The sequence below is a fragment of the Streptomyces luteosporeus genome (assembly GCF_039532865.1).
Lineage (GTDB): Bacteria > Actinomycetota > Actinomycetes > Streptomycetales > Streptomycetaceae > Streptomyces > Streptomyces luteosporeus.
Genome location: NZ_BAAASL010000022.1, coordinates 16109 through 35627, shown reverse-complemented (window position 1 = coordinate 35627; position 19519 = coordinate 16109). Strand labels below are relative to the sequence as shown.

Genomic DNA, 19519 nt, shown 5'->3' with positions numbered 1-19519 from the left:
TCGTGACCACGAAGATCGCAGTGACCGTGCAGGACGTCGACACCCCCGTGGGCGAGGCCCGCATCCACTGGCACCTGGCCCCCGCCGCGGCCCGCCTCGTGCTCGCCCTCGGACACGGCGCCGGCGGCGGGGTGGAGGCGCGCGACCTGCAGGCGCTCGCGGCCGCGCTGCCCGCCGAAGGGGTGGGCGTGGCCCTGGTCGAGCAGCCCTGGCGGGTGGCGGGCAAGCGCGTGGCGCCCGCGCCGAAGACGCTCGACGCGGCGTGGCGCGCGGTGTGGCCCGCTCTCACCGCCCCCGGCCTGCCCGTCGTGGCCGGCGGCCGCAGTGCCGGGGCCCGCGTCGCCTGCCGTACCGCTGGGGAGCTCGGCGCCGCCGCCGTGCTCGCCCTGAGCTTCCCCCTGCACCCGCCGGGCCGGCCCGAGAACTCCCGCGCCGAGGAGCTGACCGGCGCGGGCGTGCCCGTCCTCGTGGTGCAGGGCGCCCGTGACCCGTTCGGGCGCCCCGAGGAGTTCCCCGCGGGCACCGAGCCCGTCGCGGTGCCCTGGGGGGACCACGGCTTCGCGGTGCCGAAGAAGGCGGACGTCACCCAGGAGGAGGCGCTGGCGGGAATCGTCCGTGCGGTCGGAATGTGGCTCAGGGCGATCTGACGGCCGCCGGCCCCATGCGGCAGCTGACCAGCGCAACCCCGGACGAGACCGCGGAAACGAAACCGTACCGCCGGGAATGATCCGCGGGCCGGTGCTGTTGTTGCGTCTGACACGCGTACGCAGTGCTGCAACCGGCAAGACGAAGGAATGGGAGCTCGCCAGCATGGGTTCGATCGCATGCCCGTCCCGCCCGCAGACGGCCGACCTGGACTGGGCGGTGCTGAGGGTGGCCCAGCCGGCTGCGGCTGGAGCGGCGGGCGCGCCGGATCGTCGTCTATTCTCCGATTCGAGCGGGTCCGGTGCGGGCGCTGCCATGGCATTGGAGGAGGAGGTGGGTCCGGTCACTGGGACCGACGCGGAGAACACCGCGAGCGGACGCGGCGCCGAGACCGATGCGGAGCGCAATGCCCGTTTCGAGCGCGACGCGCTGACCTACCTCGACCAGATGTACTCCGCCGCGCTGCGCATGACGAGGAACGCCGCCGACGCCGAGGACCTCGTGCAGGAGACGTATGCCAAGGCGTACGCGTCGTTCCACCAGTTCCGTGACGGCACCAACCTCAAGGCGTGGCTGTACCGCATCCTGACCAACACCTTCATCAACTCGTACCGCAAGAAGCAGCGCGAGCCGCTGCGCAGCGCGTCCGAGGAGATCGAGGACTGGCAGCTGGCCCGCGCCGAGTCGCACATGTCGACCGGACTGCGCTCGGCGGAGTCCCAGGCGCTCGACCACCTGCCCGACTCCGATGTCAAGGAGGCCCTCCAGGCCATTCCCGAGGAGTTCCGCATAGCGGTCTACCTCGCGGACGTCGAGGGGTTTGCCTACAAGGAGATCGCGGACATCATGGGTACCCCCATCGGCACGGTGATGTCCCGGCTGCACCGCGGTCGCCGGCAGCTGCGCGGGCTGCTGGAGGACTACGCCCGCGAGCGCGGCCTGGTGCCGGCGGGGGCCGGTTCCGCGCCGAACGGTTCCGACGAGTCGCACAACCGGAAAGGGTCGGACTCATGAGCTGCGGAGACCCGCACGAGACGGACTGCTCTGAAGTCCTCGACCACCTCTACGAATTTCTCGACCACGAGATGCCGGCCGGCGAGTGCGCCAAGTTCGAGGTGCACATCGACGAGTGCTCGCCCTGCCTGGAGAAGTACGGCCTGGAGCAGGCGGTCAAGAAGCTCGTCAAGCGCTGCTGCGGCCACGACGACGTGCCGGCCGACCTCCGCTCCAAGGTGATGGGGCGCATCGAGCTGATCCGCTCGGGCGCCTCCGTGCCCGAGCGCGACGTGGTCGCCGAGGCCCGCGCGGAGGCGGCCGAGGCCGCCGGCCGGCAGGACTGAACCGCCCGCAGAGCGGAACGCGGCAGAGCAGGACGCGGCGGAGCATGACGCGGCGCACGCCGCCGCCGGGCGCCATCGTCCGCCGCAGGCACTGATCCAAAACACCGCACCCGGGAACGTCACCCGAACGGACGGCGCAATACCCTCAGGGCGGCTCCGAGGGCTCCGCGGAGCCTATTCTCACCGTCCAGACGCCACGCCGACGGTCGGGGAGGACGCGCCATGGGGCCACTTCCGGCGGCGGCCCGCGCGTACATCGCGTGTGCCGTGCTCGCCGCCGCGCTGTGCGCCGCGCCCGCCGTACGCGATCCGTCCGCCGTCCCCTGGTCCTCGGTCGTCCTGCTGGCCGCCGCCGGCGCCGCCTGCGAACTCCTGCCGCGCTGCAGGCTGGCCCTGCCCCTCCTGCTCGCCGGCGCCTTCCTGCTGCCGCCGCAGGCCGCGGGCCTGGTCGCGGTGCCCGGCGCGCTGGCCGCCCGGGACGTCCGCCCCCCGGCGCGCGTACGCCGGCTGTGGCACGCCGCCCAGTACGCGCTCGCCACCGGCGCCGCCTCCTTCGCCTACGGGCTCGCCGGCCCCCGTCTGGTGACCGCCCCCGGCTTCCCCGCCGCCCTGCTGCCGGCCCTGGCCGCCGCCCTCGTCCTGGCCGCCGTGGTCGCCGCCCTCGACGGCGGCGTCCTCGTCACCGCCGAGGGCCGCTCCCCGCGCACCGCCTGGCGCACCCCGCTGCCCGAGGCCCTGCTGCCGGCGCTGCTCTGCGGCCCGACCGCGCTGCTCATGGCCGTGCTGTGGCACAGCCCCTACGGGCCCCCGGCCGCCCTGCTGGTGCTGCTCCCCATGGCCCTGTCCTCCTGGGTCCTCGACCGCTGCCACCGCGAGCGCGCCGCCCACCGGGCCACCGTGCGCGCCCTGGTGCAGGCCGTCGACCTCAAGGACCGCTACACCCGCGGCCACAGCGAGCGCGTGGGCCGCGCCGCCGTGCTGATCGCCCGCGAGCTGGGCTTCACCGGCGCCCGCCTGGAGGCGCTGCGCTTCGCCGGCACCCTGCACGACATCGGCAAGCTGGGCGTGCCCACCCGGGTGCTGCGCAAGGACGGCCCGCTGACCCCCGAGGAGCGCCGGGTCATCGAACTGCACCCCGAGTACGGGCACGAGATGGTGCGCGGCATCGGCTTCCTCGACGAGGCCCGCGCCGCGATCCTGCACCACCACGAGCGCCTGGACGGCACCGGCTACCCGCACGGCCTGAAGGGCCACCAGATCCCCGAGGCCGCCCGGGTGGTCTCCGTCGCCGACGCCTTCGACGCGATGACCTCGACCCGCAGCTACAGCAGGGCCCGGCCGGTCCCGGCCGCCCTCGCCGAGCTGCGCCGCTGCGCCGGCTCGCACTTCGACCCGCGCATGGTTGCCGCCCTGTGCCGGGCCCTGGACCGGCACGGATGGCGTACCGGAACCCCGGTTCCGGTCAGCCGAAACGTCCCTGTTGATCAGCGTTCGATCACGGCCGGGATCACGGGCGAGATCACTGCTGAGATCCCCTCCGACATCACCACCGACATCACGGCCGAGATCACCGCCGCCCCCGGGCCGGCCCCCTCCGCCGGCGGCCCCCGGTGACCCGGCCCCCGCCGGCCGCGGCCGCGCCCAGGGCCTGCGCCGGCGTGCCCCTCGTCCGGTGCGTGCACGCCACCGCCGGCGCGGCCGCCGTGGCCGCGCTGGCCTGGACCGCCTGGCGCGGTCTCGCCCAGCCGCACATTGCCCTCGCCTACGGGGTGCTGATCGCGCTGGGGGAGGCCGCCCGGCGCCCCCGCCCCGCCGCCGGGATGCGCGAGAGTGCGCCCCTCGGCTCGGCGGGCACCCTGGCGTACGCCCTGCTCGGCGAGGTGGGCGGGGAGCCCACCTCGCACGGCGCGCCCCAGGTCGTGGCCGTCGTCCTCGGCGCCACCCTCGCCGGTGCGGTCGGCCGCCCGCCCGCCGCGGACCGGCTCGCCCGCCGGGTGCTCGGCGCCGGGTTCGCCGCCGTCTGCTTCCAGCCGCTGCACGCCTGCGGGGCGCTCGACCGGTGGCCCGCGCACAGCCCGTACTACGCGCTGTTCCTGCTGTTCCTGCTCGCCCTGACCACCCTGTACGACGCCGTGCTCGCCGCCGCCCTGGCGTGCGCCCGCGGCGCGGGGGCGTACGGAGCGGCCCTGCGCGAGGAGCTGCGCGCCGTGCCCGGGACCGGGTGGGCCATCGGGGCCGGCGGCGTCGTCCTCGCGCTGGCCGTGGCGGCGGCCGGCCTGTGGGCGCTGCCCGTCCTGTGCCTGCCGCTGCTGGTCACCCAGCTCTCCGCGCACCGCTACGAGGCGGTGCGGGCCACCCGCCGGCAGACGGTCGCCTCCCTGGCCCGCACCACCGAGATCGCGGGCTACACGGCCGCCGGCCACGCCCGGCGCGTGGCGCTCCTGGCCCGGGCCGTGGGCCGGGAGCTGGGCCTGTCCCGGACCGACCTCGCCGTCCTGGAGGACGCGGCGCTGATGCACGACATCGGCCAGCTCTCGCTGGTCGACCCGGTGCCCGCCGGCGCCACCGAGCCGCTGCCCGCCGAGGAGCGCCGCCGCATCGCCCGGCTCGGGGGCGCGGTCGTGCGCAGGACCGGGGTCCCCCCGGAAGTCGCACTGGTGGTCGAACAACAGGCGGAGCCGTACCGGCAGCAGCCGCTCCCCGCGCGCATCGTCCGTACGGTCAACGCCTACGACGACCTGGCCAGGGACCCCGCGTGCGGCCCCCTGCGCGCGCTGGAGCGCCTGCGCCTGGCGACCGCGCACGACCACGAGCCCAGGGTGGTGGAGGCGCTCGCCGGGGTGCTCGCCCGGGGCGGCTCCGCGCCGCCGGGCCCCTGAGCGCACCGCCGAACGCGACTGGCCCGCCGAACCCGCGGGTAATGAGCGGGCGTCCGGAGGGGCATGGTTGGATGCGAAGAAGAAACGAGAATGGCGAGAACGCAGAAGACGCGTAATTCGGGGGGTGTCGTGCGCGCCGTCATCGGCAAGAAGGCCAAGAGGACATCCGGGGCGGGCACGGCAGCGCTCCCCGGTACGCACGCGGTGTGGCGGGCGGTCCCCGTGCGGGACGGCGGCCCCCACCCGGTCCATCCGGCGTGGTTGCACGCACAAACCGGCAGGCGGGAATCGTGAGGATCTTCGGCAGGGTGCGGCACCGGCCTTCCGCCTCGTGGCGGCAGGCCACCGACCGTGCCTTCACGCTCATCGGCGACGGCCGTTACGAGGACGCGGGCGCGTTGCTCACCCGCGCCGCCGACATGGAGCCGTGGCTGTCCGAGTCGTGGTTCAACCTCGCGCTGCTGCACAAGTTCCGGCACGACTGGGAACAGGCCCGCGCCGCGGGCCTGCGTGCGGTGGCGCTGCTGGAGCGGGAGACGGGCGCCCCCGACTGGTGGAACGTGGGCATCGCCGCCACCGCCCTGCAGGACTGGCCGCTGGCCCGGCGCGCCTGGCAGGCGTACGGCCTGAAGGTACCCGGCGAGGGCGGACCGGCCGGGGAGCCGGCCGGCATGGAGCTGGGCAGCGCGGCGGTGCGGCTCTCCCCGGAGGGCGAGGCGGAGGTCGTCTGGGGCCGCCGCCTGGACCCGGCCCGCATCGAGGTGCTCTCCATCCCGCTGCCGTCCTCCGGCCGCCGCTGGGGCGAGGTCGTGCTGCACGACGGCGTCCCGCACGGCGAGCGGGTGACCGCTGCCGGGCCCTCCTACCCCGTCTTCGACGAGATCGAGCTGTGGGCGCCCTCGCCCGTGCCGACGTGGGTGGTGCTCCTGGAGGCCGCCACCGAGGCCGACCGCGACGCCCTGGAGCGCCTCGCGGCCGACGCCGGCTTCGCCGCCGAGGACTGGTCCTCCTCCGTGCGCCTGCTGTGCCGCACCTGTTCGGAGAGCCGGATGCCCAGCGACGAGGGCGACGGCGAGCACCTGGACCCGCACGACCACAGCGAGCCCGGCCACCCCGGCCCGCTGGGCCACCGCACGGCGGGCTCCGGATCCGGCTCGCTGTGGGTGCCCGAGCGCGAGTGCGGCATCGCCGCCCCGCCCGGCCTGGTGCGCGGCCTGCTGGACGGCTGGGTGGCCGACAGCCCGGACACCCGCGAATGGCGGGATCTCGAAGAGGTCTGCTGAGCCGCCGCCCCGCCCCCTTACCCTGTATGGGGCCCAGTGGATACAGGGCAAGATATTGCTTTCTGGTTGTGAGAGAGGCATACGGCGGACATGGCGCAGCAAGAGACCGAGCACCGGGCGACCGGAGAGTTCATCGACGACGTGACGGACGCCGAGAAGCGTGAGGCGGAGCACCGCGAGCGCGGCACCTCGCACCCGATCACGGTCGTCGGCAACCCCGTCCTGCACAACGAGTGCAAGGACGTCACCGAGTTCGACGACAAGCTCGCCCGGCTCATCGACGACATGTTCGCCAGCCAGCGCACCGCCGAGGGCGTGGGCCTGGCCGCCAACCAGATCGGCGTGGACCTGAAGGTCTTCGTCTACGACTGCCCCGACGACGAGGGCGTCCGCCACGTCGGCCACGTCGTCAACCCCGTCCTGGACGAACTGCCGGCCGAGCGCCGCGTCCTGGACGACTCCAACGAGGGCTGCCTGTCCGTGCCCACGGCGTACGCCCCGCTGGCCCGCCCCGACTACGCCGTCGTGCGCGGCCAGGACATGCACGGCAACCCGATCGCCGTCGAGGGCACCGGCTACTTCGCCCGCTGCCTGCAGCACGAGACGGACCACCTCTACGGCCGCCTCTACATCGACCGCCTCTCCAAGCGCGAGCGCAAGGACGCCCTGCGTCAGATGGCCGAGGGCACCCCGCGCTACCCGGTCGTCCCCAACGACTAGTCGGTACGACGAAAAGGCCCGTACGGATCGCTCCGTACGGGCCCTTTCGTCGTGTGACGGGAACGTGTGACTAGAACTCGTCGTCGAAGGAGACCGAGCCCTCGACCGCCACCTGGTACGCGGAGGCGCGGCGCTCGAAGAAGTTGGTCAGCTCCTGGACGTTCTGCAGCTCCATGAAGGAGAACGGGTTCTCCGAGCCGAACACCGGGGGGAAGCCCAGGCGCTGCAGGCGCTGGTCGGCGACGCACTGCAGGTACTCGCGCATGGAGTCGGTGTTCATGCCGGGCAGGCCGTCGCCGCACAGGTCGCGGGCGAACTGCAGCTCGCACTCGACGGCCTCCTTGAGCATGTCGGTGACCTGCTGCTGGAGTTCGTCGTCGAAGAGGTCCGGCTCCTCCTCGCGGACGGTGTCCACGACGGAGAACGCGAAGTCCATGTGCATGGACTCGTCGCGGAAGACCCAGTTGGTGCCGGTCGCCAGGCCGTGCAGCAGGCCGCGGCTGCGGAACCAGTAGACGTAGGCGAAGGCGCCGTAGAAGAACAGGCCCTCGATGCACGCCGCGAAGCAGATCAGGTTGAGCAGGAAGCGACGGCGGTCGGCCTTCGTCTGCAGGCTCTCCAGCTTCTCGACCTCGTTGATCCACTTGAAGCAGAACTGCGCCTTCTCGCGGATGGAGGGGATGTTCTCCACGGCCGCGAAGGCGGCGGCGCGGTCGTCCGGGTCGGGCAGGTAGGTGTCGAGCAGCGTCAGGTAGAACTGGACGTGCACGGCCTCCTCGAACAGCTGCCGCGACAGGTACAGGCGCGCCTCGGGCGAGTTGATGTGCTTGTACAGCGTCAGCACGAGGTTGTTCGCCACGATCGAGTCGCCGGTCGCGAAGAAGGCGACCAGGCGGCCGATCATGTGCTGCTCACCCGGGGAGAGCTTGGCGAGGTCGGCGACGTCCGAGTGGAGGTCGACCTCCTCGACGGTCCAGGTGTTCTTGATCGCGTCGCGGTAGCGGTCGTAGAAGTCCGGGTACCGCATGGGGCGCAGGGTCAGCTCGAAGCCCGGGTCGAGCAGGTTCTTGGGGCGGTCGTCGGATGCCGTGGTCATTACTGGCAGGCCTCGCAGGACTCGGGGTTCTCAAGGGAGCAGGCGATGGCGTCCGCGTCGGGCGCGGCCTGCTGCACGGGGATGGTCGTGGCGGCACCGGCACTCGCGCCGGAGGCGGCGCGGGCGATGCGGGTGGCCGGGCGGGAGCGCAGGTAGTACGTCGTCTTGATGCCCTGCTTCCAGGCGTACGCGTACATCGAGCTGAGCTTGCCGATGGTCGGCGAGGCCATGAACAGGTTCAGCGACTGGCTCTGGTCCAGGTACGGCGTACGGGCCGCGGCCATGTCGATCAGGGCGCGCTGCGGGATCTCCCAGGCCGTGCGGTACAGGTCGCGGACGTCCTGCGGGATCCACTTCATGTCCTGGATGGAGCCGTTGGCCTCGGTCATGGCCTCGCGGGTGGCGCGGTCCCACACGCCCAGCTCCTTGAGGTCGTTCACCAGGTAGGTGTTGACCTGCAGGAACTCACCCGAGAGCGTCTCGCGCTTGAACAGGTTCGACACCTGCGGCTCGATGCACTCGTACACGCCCGCGATGGAGGCGATGGTGGCCGTCGGCGCGATGGCCAGCAGCAGGGAGTTGCGCATGCCGACCGCGGCGATGCGGGCGCGCAGCGCCTCCCAGCGGTCCTCCCACGCGGCGACGGCGTTGGGGTAGTGGTCCGGGTGCAGCACGCCGCGGGCGGTGCGGGTGGCCTCCCAGGCCGGGTGCGGGCCGTGCCGCTCGGCGAGGTCGGCGGACGCCTCGTACGCGGCGAGCATGATCCGCTCGGAGATCTTGGTGGACAGCTCCTTCGCCTCGGCCGAGTCGAAGGGCAGGCGCAGGCGGAAGAAGACGTCCTGCAGACCCATCAGACCCAGGCCCACCGGGCGCCAGCGGCTGTTGGAGCGGCCGGCCTGCTCGGTCGGGTAGAAGTTGATGTCCACGACGCGGTCGAGGAAGGTGACGGCCGTGCGGACGGTCGCGTCGAGCTTCTCCCAGTCCATGTCGCCGTCGGCGCCCAGGTGCTGCGCCAGGTTGACCGAACCGAGGTTGCACACGGCCGTCTCGCCGTCGTTCGTGACCTCGAGGATCTCGGTGCACAGGTTCGAGGAGTGGACGACCGCGCCCTTCTCGGCCGTCTGGTTGGCCGTGCGGTTGGCGGCGTCCTTGAACGTCATCCAGCCGTTGCCGGTCTGCGCCAGGGTGCGCATCATCCGGGCGTACAGCACGCGCGCGGGGATGGTGCGGACGGCCTTGCCCTCGGCCTCGTAGCGGCGGTAGGCGGCGTCGAACTCGTCGCCGTACAGGTCGACCAGGTCGGGCGTGTCGGCGGGGGAGAACAGCGACCAGTCGGCGTCGGCCTCGACGCGGCGCATGAACTCGTCCGGGATCCAGTGCGCGATGTTCAGGTTGTGGGTGCGGCGGGCCTCCTCACCGGTGTTGTCCCGCAGCTCCAGGAACTCCTCGATGTCCGCGTGCCAGGTCTCCAGGTACACGCAGGCGGCGCCCTTGCGGCGGCCGCCCTGGTTCACCGCGGCGACGGAGGCGTCCAGGGTGCGCAGGAACGGCACGATGCCGTTGGAGTGGCCGTTGGTGCCGCGGATGAGCGAGCCGCGGGAGCGGATGCGCGAGTACGACAGGCCGATGCCGCCCGCGTGCTTGGAGAGCCGGGCGACCTGGTGGTAGCGGTCGTAGATCGAGTCCAGCTCGTCCAGCGGGGAGTCCAGCAGGTAGCAGGACGACATCTGCGGGTGGCGGGTGCCGGAGTTGAAGAGCGTGGGGGAGGAGGGGAGGTACGACAGCGTGCTGGTGAGCCGGTACAGCGCCGCCACGTCCTCCAGGGCCCGCTCGCTGTGGTCCTCGGCCAGGCCGCAGGCCACGCGCAGCAGGAAGTGCTGCGGCGTCTCGATCACGTCGCGGTGGATCGGGTGGCGCAGCAGGTAACGGCTGTGCAGGGTGCGCAGGCCGAAGTAGCCGAAGCGGTCGTCGGCGCCGTCGGCCAGGGCCGCCTCCACGAGCGCGTCCAGGCGCGCGGCGTGGGTGGCGACGAAGGCGGCCGTGTCGTCGGCGATGAGGCCCTCGCGGTGGCCCACGGCGACCGAGGCGGAGAAGGAGGTGGCGCCCTGGCCGGCCGCCTCCTCGGCGATGGCGCGGGTGAGCAGGCGGGCGGCGAGCTTGGAGTACTCCGGCTCCTCGGCGATCAGGCCGGCGGCCGCCTCGGTGGCGAGGGAGCGCAGCTCCGCCTCGTCCGCCGCGGCGCTGCGGCCGCGCAGCGCGGCGGCGGCGACCTTGCCCGGGTCGGTGGCGGGCAGATCGGCGGTGAGGTCCGTCAGGGCACGCAGCAGCGCGGTCCCGGGGCCGTCGGCCGCTTCCGCGTTCGCTGAGACGGGACCTGCAACCGGATCTGCGGGCGCGATGGTCACGAGTGGCTCTCCTCGCTCGGCTGTGGTGGCCGGGCGGGTGCGCGCGACGGTCGCGTACGGGCACGTCCGACTCGGAACTCGGGAGCGTGCCGCGCAGCGTCCGCCGGCCCAACCCGCGAGGCCCGGACGTGTTCAACGCCCATGGCCGAGCCCGGGGCGGGCTCGGTGGTGGGCGCGCTGCCGGCAGGTCCTCGGACTGGTGGTGCGGTGTTTGTGCGCACTCGTTCACCGTTGCGGGACAGTTCCGGATTTGCACCGGATTCCCCTGCGGCGACAGCGAGCACGAGCATACATCTAGTGCCGGGCCTCGCACGCGCCCCCACATGTTGTGTCGGCGCGTCATGAGGTGGTTGCGGAATGTGGTAGGGGAGGCGTCCTTGCAGGCAAGAGCCGGACGGGCTGCGCCGCAGCCCGTCCGGCTCTTGGTGGTCTCTTGACGGAGTCTTCCGGAGGAGTTTCCCGTCGGGCGGGGGTCGGGTGGGGTTCAGCCCGCCGCGGGCGCCTCCACGGTGGCCGGCGGCAGCTTCTCCTGCACGCCGGGGTCGCCCGCATCGGCCGTGTAGTCCGACGGCCGCGTGAGGTCGACCCCGTCCGGCGCCCCCACCGCCCGCAGGACGAGTGTGGCGACCACCGCCACCAGCACGTTGACCACGAACGCCGTCAGGCCGATGTACCCCTTCTCCCCGATGAGCGGAATGAGGTTGGTATTGCCGAAATGGTCCTGCGTGGCGCTGGGTGTCGCGTACGCCCGCCACGTCCCGTACGCCATGCCCGCGGCCCACCCCGCCAGCAGGCCCCAGCGGTGGAACCAGCGCGTGAAGAGCCCGCCCACCAGCGCGGGCACGGTCTGCAGGATCCAGATGCCGCCGAGCAGCTGGAAGTTGATGGCGACCGTTTTGTCCATCGTCAGCACGAAGGCGAGGGCGCCGACCTTGACCAGCAGGGATGCGATCTTGGACACCTTCGCCTCGTGCTCGGGCGTGGCGTCCGGCTTCAGGAAGTCCTTGTAGATGTTGCGGGTGAACAGGTTCGCCGCGGCGATCGACATGATCGCCGCCGGCACCAGCGCCCCGATGCCGATGGCGGCGAACGCCACGCCCGTGAACCAGTCGGGGAACATGTCCTCGAACAGCTGGGGGATCGCCAGCTGCCCGTTCTTCACCTTCACCCCGGCGGCGATCGCCATGAAGCCGAGCATGGCCAGCAGGCCGAGCATGAGGGAATACAGCGGCAGGATGGTGGTGTTGCGGCGGATGACGTTGCGGTTCTTGCTGGAGAGCACCGCGGTCACCGAGTGCGGGTAGAGGAAGAGGGCCATGGCGGAGCCGAGGGCGAGGGTCGCGTACGCCCACTGCGCATCGGATCCGGTCACGAGCGCACCGCGCGGTTTGCCGGTGGCCGGATTCTCGGTTGCGAACGCCTTGGCCGCCTTGGCGAAGATCTCGTCGAAGCCGCCGAGCCGCATCGGGATGTAGATGATGGCGACCGCGATGACGATGTAGATGAGGGCGTCCTTGACGAACGCGATCAGCGCCGGCGCGCGCAGCCCGGAGGAGTAGGTGTAGGCGGCCAGGACGCCGAAGGCGATCAGCAGCGGCAGGTCCTTGACGAACCAGTTGGCACTCTCGCCGCCGCCCACGCCCAGGACGTCCAGTACCGCCTGGATTCCCACCAGTTGCAGCGCGATGTACGGCATGGTGGCCAGGATGCCGGTGACGGCCAGGGCGACGGACAGGCCGCGGGAACCGAACCGGCCCCGGACGAAGTCCGAAGAGGTGACGTAGCCGTGCCGGTGCGAGACCGACCACAGGCGCGGCAGGAAGGTGAAGACGAGCGGATAACAAAGGATGGTGTACGGCACGGCGAAGAATCCGGCCGCTCCGCCCGCATAGACGGCGGCCGGGACGGCGACGAAGGTATAGGCCGTGTAGAGGTCGCCGCCCAGCAGGAACCAGGTGATCCAGGTACCGAAGGAGCGGCCGCCCAGCCCCCACTCGTCGAGGCTGTCGGCGCTCTCCGCCTTTCGCCAGCGCGCGGCCCAGAAGCCCATGACCGTCACGGCCAGGAAGAAGAAGACGAAGACGGTCAGTGCCACACCGTTGACCCCTTCCTTCACTTCGATTCACCTCCCTTGAGCAGGCGTTCGCGACGGCGAACGAGGACATAGGCGATCGTGGTCAGCAGCGTCGCGATGAGCACCCACAACATCTGGTACCAGTAGAAAAAGGGAATACCGATGAAGGCCGGGGAGACGCGGGCGTAGGAGTCGACCCACAGCATGGCCACGAAGGGGATGGCCAGGCAGATCCCGGCGACGATCAGGGGTGCCGGGGAGGCGGTCGCGCGCGTGCGCGGGCCGTCCGCGGCCGTATGGGCAACCGGTCGTCCGGCTTGTTGCTCGGGGGGTTCCGACATCAGTGGCTCCGTCCCTGGGTGCGATCACATGTGTAATGCGCTGGAAATCTAGGGGAGCTCCTGCCCGGCGTCACCCCTCTTCCGCATATCGGGACGCCGGCCGTCGACGGAATGTCGTCTTCCGTTGCCTCGCCGCAATGGACTGGACCAGCTGATCGTCAACTGTCAACTCTTGTCCAGGATTTGACAAGAATTTTTATCTCCCCTCCTGGGGTAATGCACTGGTAAAGTGCTGGTCGCAGCAAGCTCTTGATCCGACCCGACCACACCGCGCCCCGGCGAAGAGCCGCAGTGGCGCAGGAGGCAGGCCCATCATGAAGTCACTGATCGACAAGGCCCGGTCCTTCGCGACCACCCACGTGGCCGACCCCCGGTACGCCGAGGCCTTCCGGGCCCTGGAAGCAGGGCAGTCCCCGGAGGTCCTCTTCATCACGTGCTCCGATTCGCGCGTGGTGCCCGCGCTCATCACCGGCGCACGCCCCGGCGAGCTGTTCGAACTGCGCACCGCCGGCAACGTCGTTCCCCCCTATCCCACCAGCGGCGGCTCCACGGGAGAGGCGGCCACCATCGAGTACGCCGTGAGCGTCCTCGGCGTCCGCGACGTCGTCGTCTGCGGGCACTCCCACTGCGGCGCGGTGGGAGCCGTCGTCCGCGGCGAGGACCTCTCGGGCGTCCCGGCCGTGCGCGAGTGGCTCGACCGCTCGGTGCCGCCGCACGCCCCGGTCCGTACGGTCGCCCCGGACGCGCCGGACGTCGCCACCGCCGTACAGGCCCACGCCGTCGCCCAGTTGGAGACGCTGCGCGCCTATCCCTGCATCGGCGAGCGGATGGCGGACGGCGACCTGGCGCTGCACGCCTGGTACTACGAAGTGCACACGGGCGCGGTGAGAGTGCACCGGCCCGAGGAGGGCCTCCTGGCGTTCGGACCCCTGTGACCCGGCCCGACACGAAGACCGAGGGATCCTCACCCATGTACTCCGCTTCCTCCTCCACCGCCTCCTCCGCCTCCTCCGCTTTCTCTGCTTTCAAGAACCCGGCCGTCCTGCGCCAGGACGTCCTGGCCTCGCTCGTCGTCTTCCTCGTGGCCCTGCCGCTGTGCGTCGGCGTGGCCGTGGCGTCGGGCGTGCCCGCCGAGCTGGGCCTGATAACCGGCATAGTCGGCGGGCTCCTCGTCGGCCTGATGCCGGGCAGCACCATGCAGGTCAGCGGGCCGGCCGCGGGTCTGACCGTGCTCGTCTTCGAGGCCGTCCGGGAGTTCGGCCTCGGCATGCTCGGCGCGATCGTGCTGCTCACCGGCGTGCTCCAGATAGGGCTGGGCGCCGTGCGGTTCGGCCGCTGGTTCCGGGCCATCTCCGTCTCGGTCGTCCAGGGCATGCTGGCCGGCATCGGGCTCGTCCTGATCTTCGGCCAGCTGTACACGATGGCCGGCGTCAAACAGCCGCGCTCCGGGCTCGAAAAGATCTCCGGCGTTCCGGGGCTGGTCGCCGACATCGCCACCAGCAGCACCGCGCTGACCGCCTTCGCCGTGGGCCTGGGCACCGTCGCCGTCCTCGTCGGCTGGAAGAAGCTGCCGGCCAAGGCCCAGTTGGTGCCCGCCCCGCTCGCAGCCGTCGCCCTGGCCACCGCCGTCAGCGCGGGCTTCGGTCTCGACGTCGCCAAGGTCAAGGTCCAAGGGCTCCTCGACGCCGTCCAGCCGCCCGGCCTGAACGACCTGACCTCCCTCGGCAGCGCCGGCGTCGTGGGCACGGTCGTCGCCTTCACGCTCATCGCCTCCGCCGAGTCGCTGTTCAGTGCGGCGGCGGTCGACCGCATGCACGACGGCCCGCGCACCCAGTACGACAAGGAGCTGATCGCCCAGGGCGTGGGCAACGCCGTGTGCGGCGCCCTCGGCGCCCTGCCGATGACCGCCGTCATCGTCCGCAGCTCCGCCAACGTCCAGGCCGGCGCGCGGACGAAGCTCTCCCGCATCCTGCACGGCGCCTGGCTGCTGCTGTTCACCGCACTGCTGCCCACGGCGATCGGGGTCATCCCGCTCGCGGCCCTGGCCGGCGTCCTGGTGCACGCGGGCTGCAAGCTGATACCGGTCAAGGAGATCGGCCCGCTGTGGCGCAAGCACCGCGGTGAGGCGGCCGTCCTCGCCGTCACGGCGATCGCCATCGTGACGACCAGCATGTTCGAGGGCGTCGTCCTCGGCCTGGTGCTGGCCGTGGCCAAGTCCGCCTGGGAGACCTCGCACGTCCAGGTCGACGTCCGGGAGCTCACCGGCGGCCGGATGGTCGTCACCCTCACCGGCAACGCCACCTTCCTGCGGCTGCCGCGCATCCTGGAGACGCTGGAGGCACTGCCCAAGGACCGGCCCATCGAGCTGGACCTGTCGGCGGTGCGCCATCTGGACCACGCCTGCCGCACGGCTCTGGAGAACTGGTCCGTCCGCCACAACGACAGCGGTACGGAGCCGGTGTTGATGAAGGAGCCGGTCTTCAAGGCGTAGGCGCTCGGTGAGGGCTGCCCGTCGGTGCGAGGCCGGCGGGCAGCTCCGCCATGCCCAACTCCAGTGCCTACAGGGGGTATTGAGCGGCTCGTACCGCATGGCACTTCATTGACACTCCATTGGCCAAGCCTTTACCTTCGGTGTGGCGGTGCATAAGCAAGCACATCGCCGCATTCCTTGCATTCGTTGCATTCTTGACCAACCCGGAGGTTCTCCATGGAGCAGCTGATCAAGAAGATGGCGCAGGACGAGGTCTGGAAGGGCTGGGTGGCCGCCAACTCCGCCCAGGGCGCGAAGGACGGCTGCATCAGTGCGGCCCCGAAGGCCGGCTGCATCAGCGTCGCCGGCAAGACCGGCTGCATTTCCTGAACCGGCCCCACTGCAGCGACCGGAGCGGGCCGCCGGGGCCACGGCGCCCCGACGGCCCGCTCCACCGTCCTCGCCCCGGAAGGTGGCCATGAACGCCATGAATGCCGTGAACGCCATGAATGCCATGAATGCCATGAACGGTCAGCCGTCGCCCGACGTCGTCGACCGCGTGCGGGACATCCCGGTCTACCGCGCCTCGGTCGACCGAGGACACTTCCCCATCCTGGAGAAGCCCGAGATAGCGCGCGGATTCCCCGACAACTGGATGACACCGCAGCTGGCGCGGGCCCTTGAGACCGGCGAGGCGGAGTTCGTGCTCTCGACGGGCACCAACCACGCCCGGATGCAGCTCATCCGGCCCCCGTACTTCCTGCTGCGCTCCTACTACCGGCTGTGGAGCGAGCACCCCGACATCGGCTGGACGTGGCACGAGGGCTGCCGTCGCGTCTCCCTGACCACCGTCCTGGCCACGGAACACGTGGCGCGGGTCAACGCCGCCAAGCGGGGCGCCGCGCCCGGGCCCGTACCGCCGCTGGACCAGCGGTGGCTGGACGACCGCACGCTCTACCTCAACCTCCGCCTCGACCCCGCCCTCTGGGACCGCGCCGACGTCGAGCGGATGCTCGCCGAGGTGCGGGCCGTCGGCGCGGCCCACCCCCACGGCGGCTACCACCTCGACTGCTCGGCCCATCACCTCGCCCACCTCGTGCGCAAGGTCGAGCAATGGGGGCTGCGGGATGCGCTGCCGCGCCCGTCCAGCATCATCCACGCCTACGAGTACGCGCCGCGCAACGTACGCCGTTACCTGCGCGCGTATTTCGACTGCCCGGTCATCGACCTCTTCGGCAGCACCGAACTCGGCTACCTCTACTACAGCGACCGGCACGGCCGGTACCGGCCCTACCTGGACGACATGAGCGTCGAGCTGATCCCCGTCGCACCCGGCAGCTCCATCCACAGCCTCATCGTCACCAGCGTCCGCAACCCGTACATGCCGCTCGTGCGCTACCGCTCCGGCGACTGCGTCCGCACGCTCGACGGCACCCCCGACCCCGGGCGCATCGCCGCCTTCTGCGGCCGGGAGAAGGAACTGCTCGCCACCCCGCACGGCCCGGTGGCGCACGCCGACCTCGACAACCGCGTCGCGGCGGTGTCGGACCGCGTGTTCCTCCACCAGCTGCAACTCACGGGCGAAACCGACTGCCGGCTGGCGTACACGACGTTCGACGGGCAACCGCTGGACGCTTCCGCAGCCACAGCCCTGGAACGGTCCGTGGCCGACCTGACCGGGCGGCGCTGCTCGCTCGTGCACCGCACCCACATCCCCATCGGCGCGTCCGGCAAGTACGCCTGGCTCGCCACCGATGCAGGACAGGAAGCCCCATGAGCACACCCCGGCACACGAGCCCCGCCGACCTCCGCGCCCGGCTCGGCGAGGACCTCCACGAGGAAGTCGTGCAGTACGTCACCCACCGGACGGGGCACGAGCGGGCGTACGCCGAACGCCAGGTCCTGGAATGCCTGCGCTACCTCTATCTCGTCTCCCGCCACCGCGAGCGGCTCGGCGGGCTCTTCCTGCCGGTCGAGCAGGAGATCGACGAGGTCTGGCACTACCTGATCCTGCAGACCCGCGAATACCGCGAACTGTGCGAGGAGCGCCTGCCGGGACGTTTCCTCATCCACCACCGCAGCGTCGCCTACGAGACCCACACGGGCAACGGCGAAGGCGGCCGCGAGCAGGCGATCGAGGAAGCGCTGCGCTGGATACCCCTGTACTGCGCCGAGTTCGGCCCCTTCGACGAAGGAGCACTGCCGCACTGGACCGTCGTGCGCTTCCTCCACGAGCGGATGGACATGACGCTCGCGCAGATCTCCGCACTCGCACCGCTCGCGGCCGCGTGACCGCCCGGCAGGCCGAAGCCCCCGAGCAGCGGCGCATCCTCGCCGTCCTGGTGATCTCCCAGGTACTCAGCGGCGCGGGCCTGGCCGCCGGCATCACCGTCGGAGCCCTGCTCGCCGAGGACCTGCTCGGCTCGGCCGGCCCCGCCGGCCTGCCCACCGCGCTCCACACCGCCGGCGCGGCCCTCGGAGCGGTGGCCATCGGCCGGCTGTCCCAGCGCCTGGGCCGCCGCCCGGGCCTGGCCCTCGGCCATGCCACGGCGGCCGCCGGCAGCCTGGGCGTCGTGGCCGCGGCGAGCGCCCGCAGCGCGGCCCTGCTCTTCACCGCCCTGTTCGTCTACGGCGCCGGCACCGCCACCAACCTGCTCGCCCGCTACGCCGGCGCCGACCTCGCCGCCCCGGCCCGGCGCGGGCGCGCGGTCAGCACGATCCTGCTCGCCACGACCTTCGGGGCGGTCGTCGGCCCCAACCTGGCCGGAGTCACCGGCGAGGTCGCCCACGCCTGGGGCCTGCACCGCCTGACCGGCCCCTTCCTCCTGGCGGCGGCCTCCTACGCAGCGGCCGGGGTCGTCCTGGCGCTCCTGCTGCGGCCCGACCCGCTGCTGAGGGCAAGGGAGTTGACGCCGCAAGGGCCGCCGGAGCCGGCAGCCGCGCGCACCCTCACCCCGGGAGTCGTCACGGGCACCGCGGTGATGATCACCGGCCAGCTCGTGATGGTCGCGGTCATGGCGATGACGCCCGTCCACATGACCGGCCACGGGCACGGCACCCAGGCGGCGGGCCTGGTCATCGCGGTGCACGTGGCGGCGATGTTCCTGCCGTCCCCGCTGTCGGGGCTGCTGGTCGACCGCATCGGCAGCCTGCGGGTGGCGGCCGCCTCCGGAGTCGTCCTGGCGGCCGCCGGACTGCTCGCCGCCCTGGCCCCGCCGGACCGCGTCCCGGCCCTCGCCGTGGCCCTCGCCCTCCTGGGCCTGGGCTGGAACCTGTCGCTGGTCAGCGGCACGGCCATCGTCACCGACGCCGTACCGCTGACCGCCCGCGCCTCCGTCCAGGGCCTGGCCGACGTGGGCATGGCCATCGCCGGCAGCACCGGCGGCCTGCTCTCGGGCCTGGTCGTCGCAACCGGCGGCTACCCGGCCCTGGCGGCCGGCGGCGCAGTACTGGCCCTGGCGACCCTGCCGATCGCCGTCGCGGCTTCTCAGCCCCGACGCCGCTGACGCGCCACCAGGAGCATCCCCCCACCGGCGGCGAGGGCAACGGCACTCCCCCCGACGGCCCACGGCAGCGCGGCACCGGCACCGGTGGCGGCCATCTCGCCACCGGCGGCGGGCGCCGCCTTGGTGCCGGAGCCCTGCTTACCGGCGCTGTCGACCACGGGCTCGGCCGTGCTGCTGCCACGGCCGCGGTCGCCGCTGGACGATGCGCCGTCCTTCTTCTCCTTCTCCCGCTTCTCCCGCTGCTCCTTCTCCTTCTCCTGGGCTTCCTTGGCGGCCTTCGCGTCGGCCTCGTCCTTGGCGCGCGCCTCGTACTGCCCCACTTCGAGGAAGCGCCGCACGTCCTCGGGCGTCCCCTTGAGCGCCTTCTTGGCGGCTTCCCGCACGGCAGGCCCACCGACGCTCAGAACCTGAACGGCCCGAACCCGATCGTCCGCAAGCCGCGCCCGCTCGTACCCGGTCTCCAGGAACTTCACCCGGTCCTCGGGCGTCCCGTTCATCGCCTTCTCAGCGGCTTCCCGCACACCCGGACCGACGTCCTTGCCCGCGCCGAGAATCCGCAGGATGGCCACACGGTTGTCCTCGTCGCGGGCCTTGTACTGCCCGGTGGCAAGGAAGGCCCGCATGTCCTCGGGCGTCCCGGCGAGCGCCTTCTCGGCCGCCGCCTTGAGCCCACGACCGATGTTCGGTTCGCCCAGGACCTTCAGGATCGCAGCCTTGTCCTCTTCGGCCTGCTTGGCCTCGGCCCCCTTGTCAGGCACGG

Annotated in this window: 18 protein-coding genes and 1 riboswitch; of the genes, 13 read left to right on the top strand and 5 right to left on the bottom strand. The window is 72.1% G+C overall.

What is annotated here, in order from left to right:
• Positions 1–2: 2 nt before the first annotated feature.
• The 7 genes from ABD361_RS24920 (at position 3) to def (ending at position 6867) form a co-directional block, all read left to right on the top strand.
• Positions 3–647: an alpha/beta hydrolase family protein gene (locus ABD361_RS24920; RefSeq protein ID WP_344438163.1), complete on the top strand. Its 645-nt coding sequence runs from the start codon at positions 3–5 to the stop codon at positions 645–647.
• A 331-nt stretch (positions 648–978) separates the two neighbouring features.
• Positions 979–1659: a sigma-70 family RNA polymerase sigma factor gene (locus ABD361_RS24915; protein WP_425583318.1), complete on the top strand. Its 681-nt coding sequence runs from the start codon at positions 979–981 to the stop codon at positions 1657–1659.
• On the top strand, positions 1656–1985 hold the full coding sequence (rsrA, locus tag ABD361_RS24910; RefSeq protein WP_344438161.1) for a mycothiol system anti-sigma-R factor: 330 nt from the start codon (positions 1656–1658) through the stop codon (positions 1983–1985). The genes ABD361_RS24915 and rsrA overlap by 4 nt, the downstream gene beginning before the upstream one ends.
• A 222-nt stretch (positions 1986–2207) precedes the next feature.
• On the top strand, positions 2208–3599 hold the full coding sequence (locus tag ABD361_RS24905) for an HD-GYP domain-containing protein (protein ID WP_344438159.1): 1392 nt from the start codon (positions 2208–2210) through the stop codon (positions 3597–3599).
• Positions 3600–3661: 62 nt separating this feature from the next.
• Complete coding sequence (locus tag ABD361_RS24900; RefSeq protein WP_344438158.1) at positions 3662–4864, top strand: HD-GYP domain-containing protein; 1203 nt, start codon at positions 3662–3664, stop codon at positions 4862–4864.
• A 290-nt stretch (positions 4865–5154) separates the two neighbouring features.
• A complete protein-coding gene (locus ABD361_RS24895; protein ID WP_344438157.1) occupies positions 5155–6147 on the top strand; it encodes a tetratricopeptide repeat protein in 993 nt (330 codons plus the stop codon).
• A gap of 90 nt (positions 6148–6237) precedes the next feature.
• A complete protein-coding gene (def, locus tag ABD361_RS24890) occupies positions 6238–6867 on the top strand; it encodes a peptide deformylase (protein ID WP_344438156.1) in 630 nt (209 codons plus the stop codon).
• A 70-nt stretch (positions 6868–6937) separates the two neighbouring features.
• Here the strand turns inward: def and ABD361_RS24885 are convergent, their stop codons facing one another.
• The 4 genes from ABD361_RS24885 to ABD361_RS24870 all read right to left on the bottom strand — a co-directional run bounded on the left by ABD361_RS24885 (position 6938) and on the right by ABD361_RS24870 (position 12783).
• On the bottom strand, positions 6938–7963 hold the full coding sequence (locus ABD361_RS24885) for a ribonucleotide-diphosphate reductase subunit beta (protein ID WP_344438155.1): 1026 nt from the start codon (positions 7961–7963) through the stop codon (positions 6938–6940).
• Positions 7963–10368, bottom strand: coding sequence for a ribonucleoside-diphosphate reductase subunit alpha (locus ABD361_RS24880; protein WP_344438153.1), 2406 nt, complete (start codon positions 10366–10368; stop codon positions 7963–7965). Before ABD361_RS24880 ends, ABD361_RS24885 begins: the two co-directional genes overlap by 1 nt.
• 165 nt (positions 10369–10533) lie before the next feature.
• Positions 10534–10658, bottom strand: a riboswitch (cobalamin riboswitch).
• 194 nt (positions 10659–10852) lie between these two features.
• Positions 10853–12484 (bottom strand): monocarboxylate uptake permease MctP, encoded by a 1632-nt coding sequence (mctP, locus tag ABD361_RS24875; RefSeq protein WP_344438152.1) that lies wholly within the window; start codon positions 12482–12484, stop codon positions 10853–10855.
• Positions 12481–12783 (bottom strand): DUF3311 domain-containing protein, encoded by a 303-nt coding sequence (locus tag ABD361_RS24870; protein ID WP_344438150.1) that lies wholly within the window; start codon positions 12781–12783, stop codon positions 12481–12483. The genes mctP and ABD361_RS24870 overlap by 4 nt, the downstream gene beginning before the upstream one ends.
• Before the next feature lie 314 nt (positions 12784–13097).
• Here ABD361_RS24870 and ABD361_RS24865 point away from each other — a divergent pair, with 314 nt between their 5' ends.
• From ABD361_RS24865 to ABD361_RS24840, 6 genes are all read left to right on the top strand, one after another.
• Positions 13098–13718 carry a carbonic anhydrase gene (locus ABD361_RS24865; RefSeq protein WP_344438148.1) on the top strand — a complete coding sequence of 207 codons (621 nt, stop codon included), beginning with the start codon at positions 13098–13100 and terminating at the stop codon, positions 13716–13718.
• 35 nt (positions 13719–13753) lie between these two features.
• Positions 13754–15274 carry a SulP family inorganic anion transporter gene (locus ABD361_RS24860; protein WP_344438146.1) on the top strand — a complete coding sequence of 507 codons (1521 nt, stop codon included), beginning with the start codon at positions 13754–13756 and terminating at the stop codon, positions 15272–15274.
• 216 nt (positions 15275–15490) lie between these two features.
• Positions 15491–15643 carry a hypothetical protein gene (locus ABD361_RS24855; protein ID WP_344438144.1) on the top strand — a complete coding sequence of 51 codons (153 nt, stop codon included), beginning with the start codon at positions 15491–15493 and terminating at the stop codon, positions 15641–15643.
• A gap of 133 nt (positions 15644–15776) precedes the next feature.
• On the top strand, positions 15777–17030 hold the full coding sequence (locus ABD361_RS24850; RefSeq protein ID WP_344438308.1) for a phenylacetate--CoA ligase family protein: 1254 nt from the start codon (positions 15777–15779) through the stop codon (positions 17028–17030).
• A complete protein-coding gene (locus ABD361_RS24845) occupies positions 17027–17545 on the top strand; it encodes a glycine-rich domain-containing protein (RefSeq protein WP_344438142.1) in 519 nt (172 codons plus the stop codon). The genes ABD361_RS24850 and ABD361_RS24845 overlap by 4 nt, the downstream gene beginning before the upstream one ends.
• Complete coding sequence (locus tag ABD361_RS24840; protein ID WP_344438140.1) at positions 17542–18759, top strand: MFS transporter; 1218 nt, start codon at positions 17542–17544, stop codon at positions 18757–18759. The genes ABD361_RS24845 and ABD361_RS24840 overlap by 4 nt, the downstream gene beginning before the upstream one ends.
• Here ABD361_RS24840 and ABD361_RS24835 read toward each other — a convergent pair.
• Positions 18741–19517, bottom strand: coding sequence for an ALF repeat-containing protein (locus tag ABD361_RS24835; protein ID WP_344438138.1), 777 nt, complete (start codon positions 19515–19517; stop codon positions 18741–18743). The genes ABD361_RS24840 and ABD361_RS24835 overlap by 19 nt on opposite strands.
• Positions 19518–19519 lie beyond the last annotated feature (2 nt).

Excerpts from the sequence above, each read along its gene's own strand:
- def (WP_344438156.1), top strand. The coding sequence starts at position 6,238 with ATGGCGCAGCAAGAGACCGAGCACCGGGCGACCGGAGAGTTCATCGAC.
- rsrA (WP_344438161.1), top strand. The coding sequence starts at position 1,656 with ATGAGCTGCGGAGACCCGCACGAGACGGACTGCTCTGAAGTCCTCGAC.
- ABD361_RS24870 (WP_344438150.1), bottom strand. The coding sequence starts at position 12,783 with ATGTCGGAACCCCCCGAGCAACAAGCCGGACGACCGGTTGCCCATACG.
- ABD361_RS24850 (WP_344438308.1), top strand. The coding sequence starts at position 15,777 with ATGAACGGTCAGCCGTCGCCCGACGTCGTCGACCGCGTGCGGGACATC.
- ABD361_RS24865 (WP_344438148.1), top strand. The coding sequence starts at position 13,098 with ATGAAGTCACTGATCGACAAGGCCCGGTCCTTCGCGACCACCCACGTG.
- ABD361_RS24885 (WP_344438155.1), bottom strand. The coding sequence starts at position 7,963 with ATGACCACGGCATCCGACGACCGCCCCAAGAACCTGCTCGACCCGGGC.
- ABD361_RS24860 (WP_344438146.1), top strand. The coding sequence starts at position 13,754 with ATGTACTCCGCTTCCTCCTCCACCGCCTCCTCCGCCTCCTCCGCTTTC.
- ABD361_RS24845 (WP_344438142.1), top strand. The coding sequence starts at position 17,027 with ATGAGCACACCCCGGCACACGAGCCCCGCCGACCTCCGCGCCCGGCTC.
- ABD361_RS24855 (WP_344438144.1), top strand. The coding sequence starts at position 15,491 with ATGGAGCAGCTGATCAAGAAGATGGCGCAGGACGAGGTCTGGAAGGGC.
- ABD361_RS24905 (WP_344438159.1), top strand. The coding sequence starts at position 2,208 with ATGGGGCCACTTCCGGCGGCGGCCCGCGCGTACATCGCGTGTGCCGTG.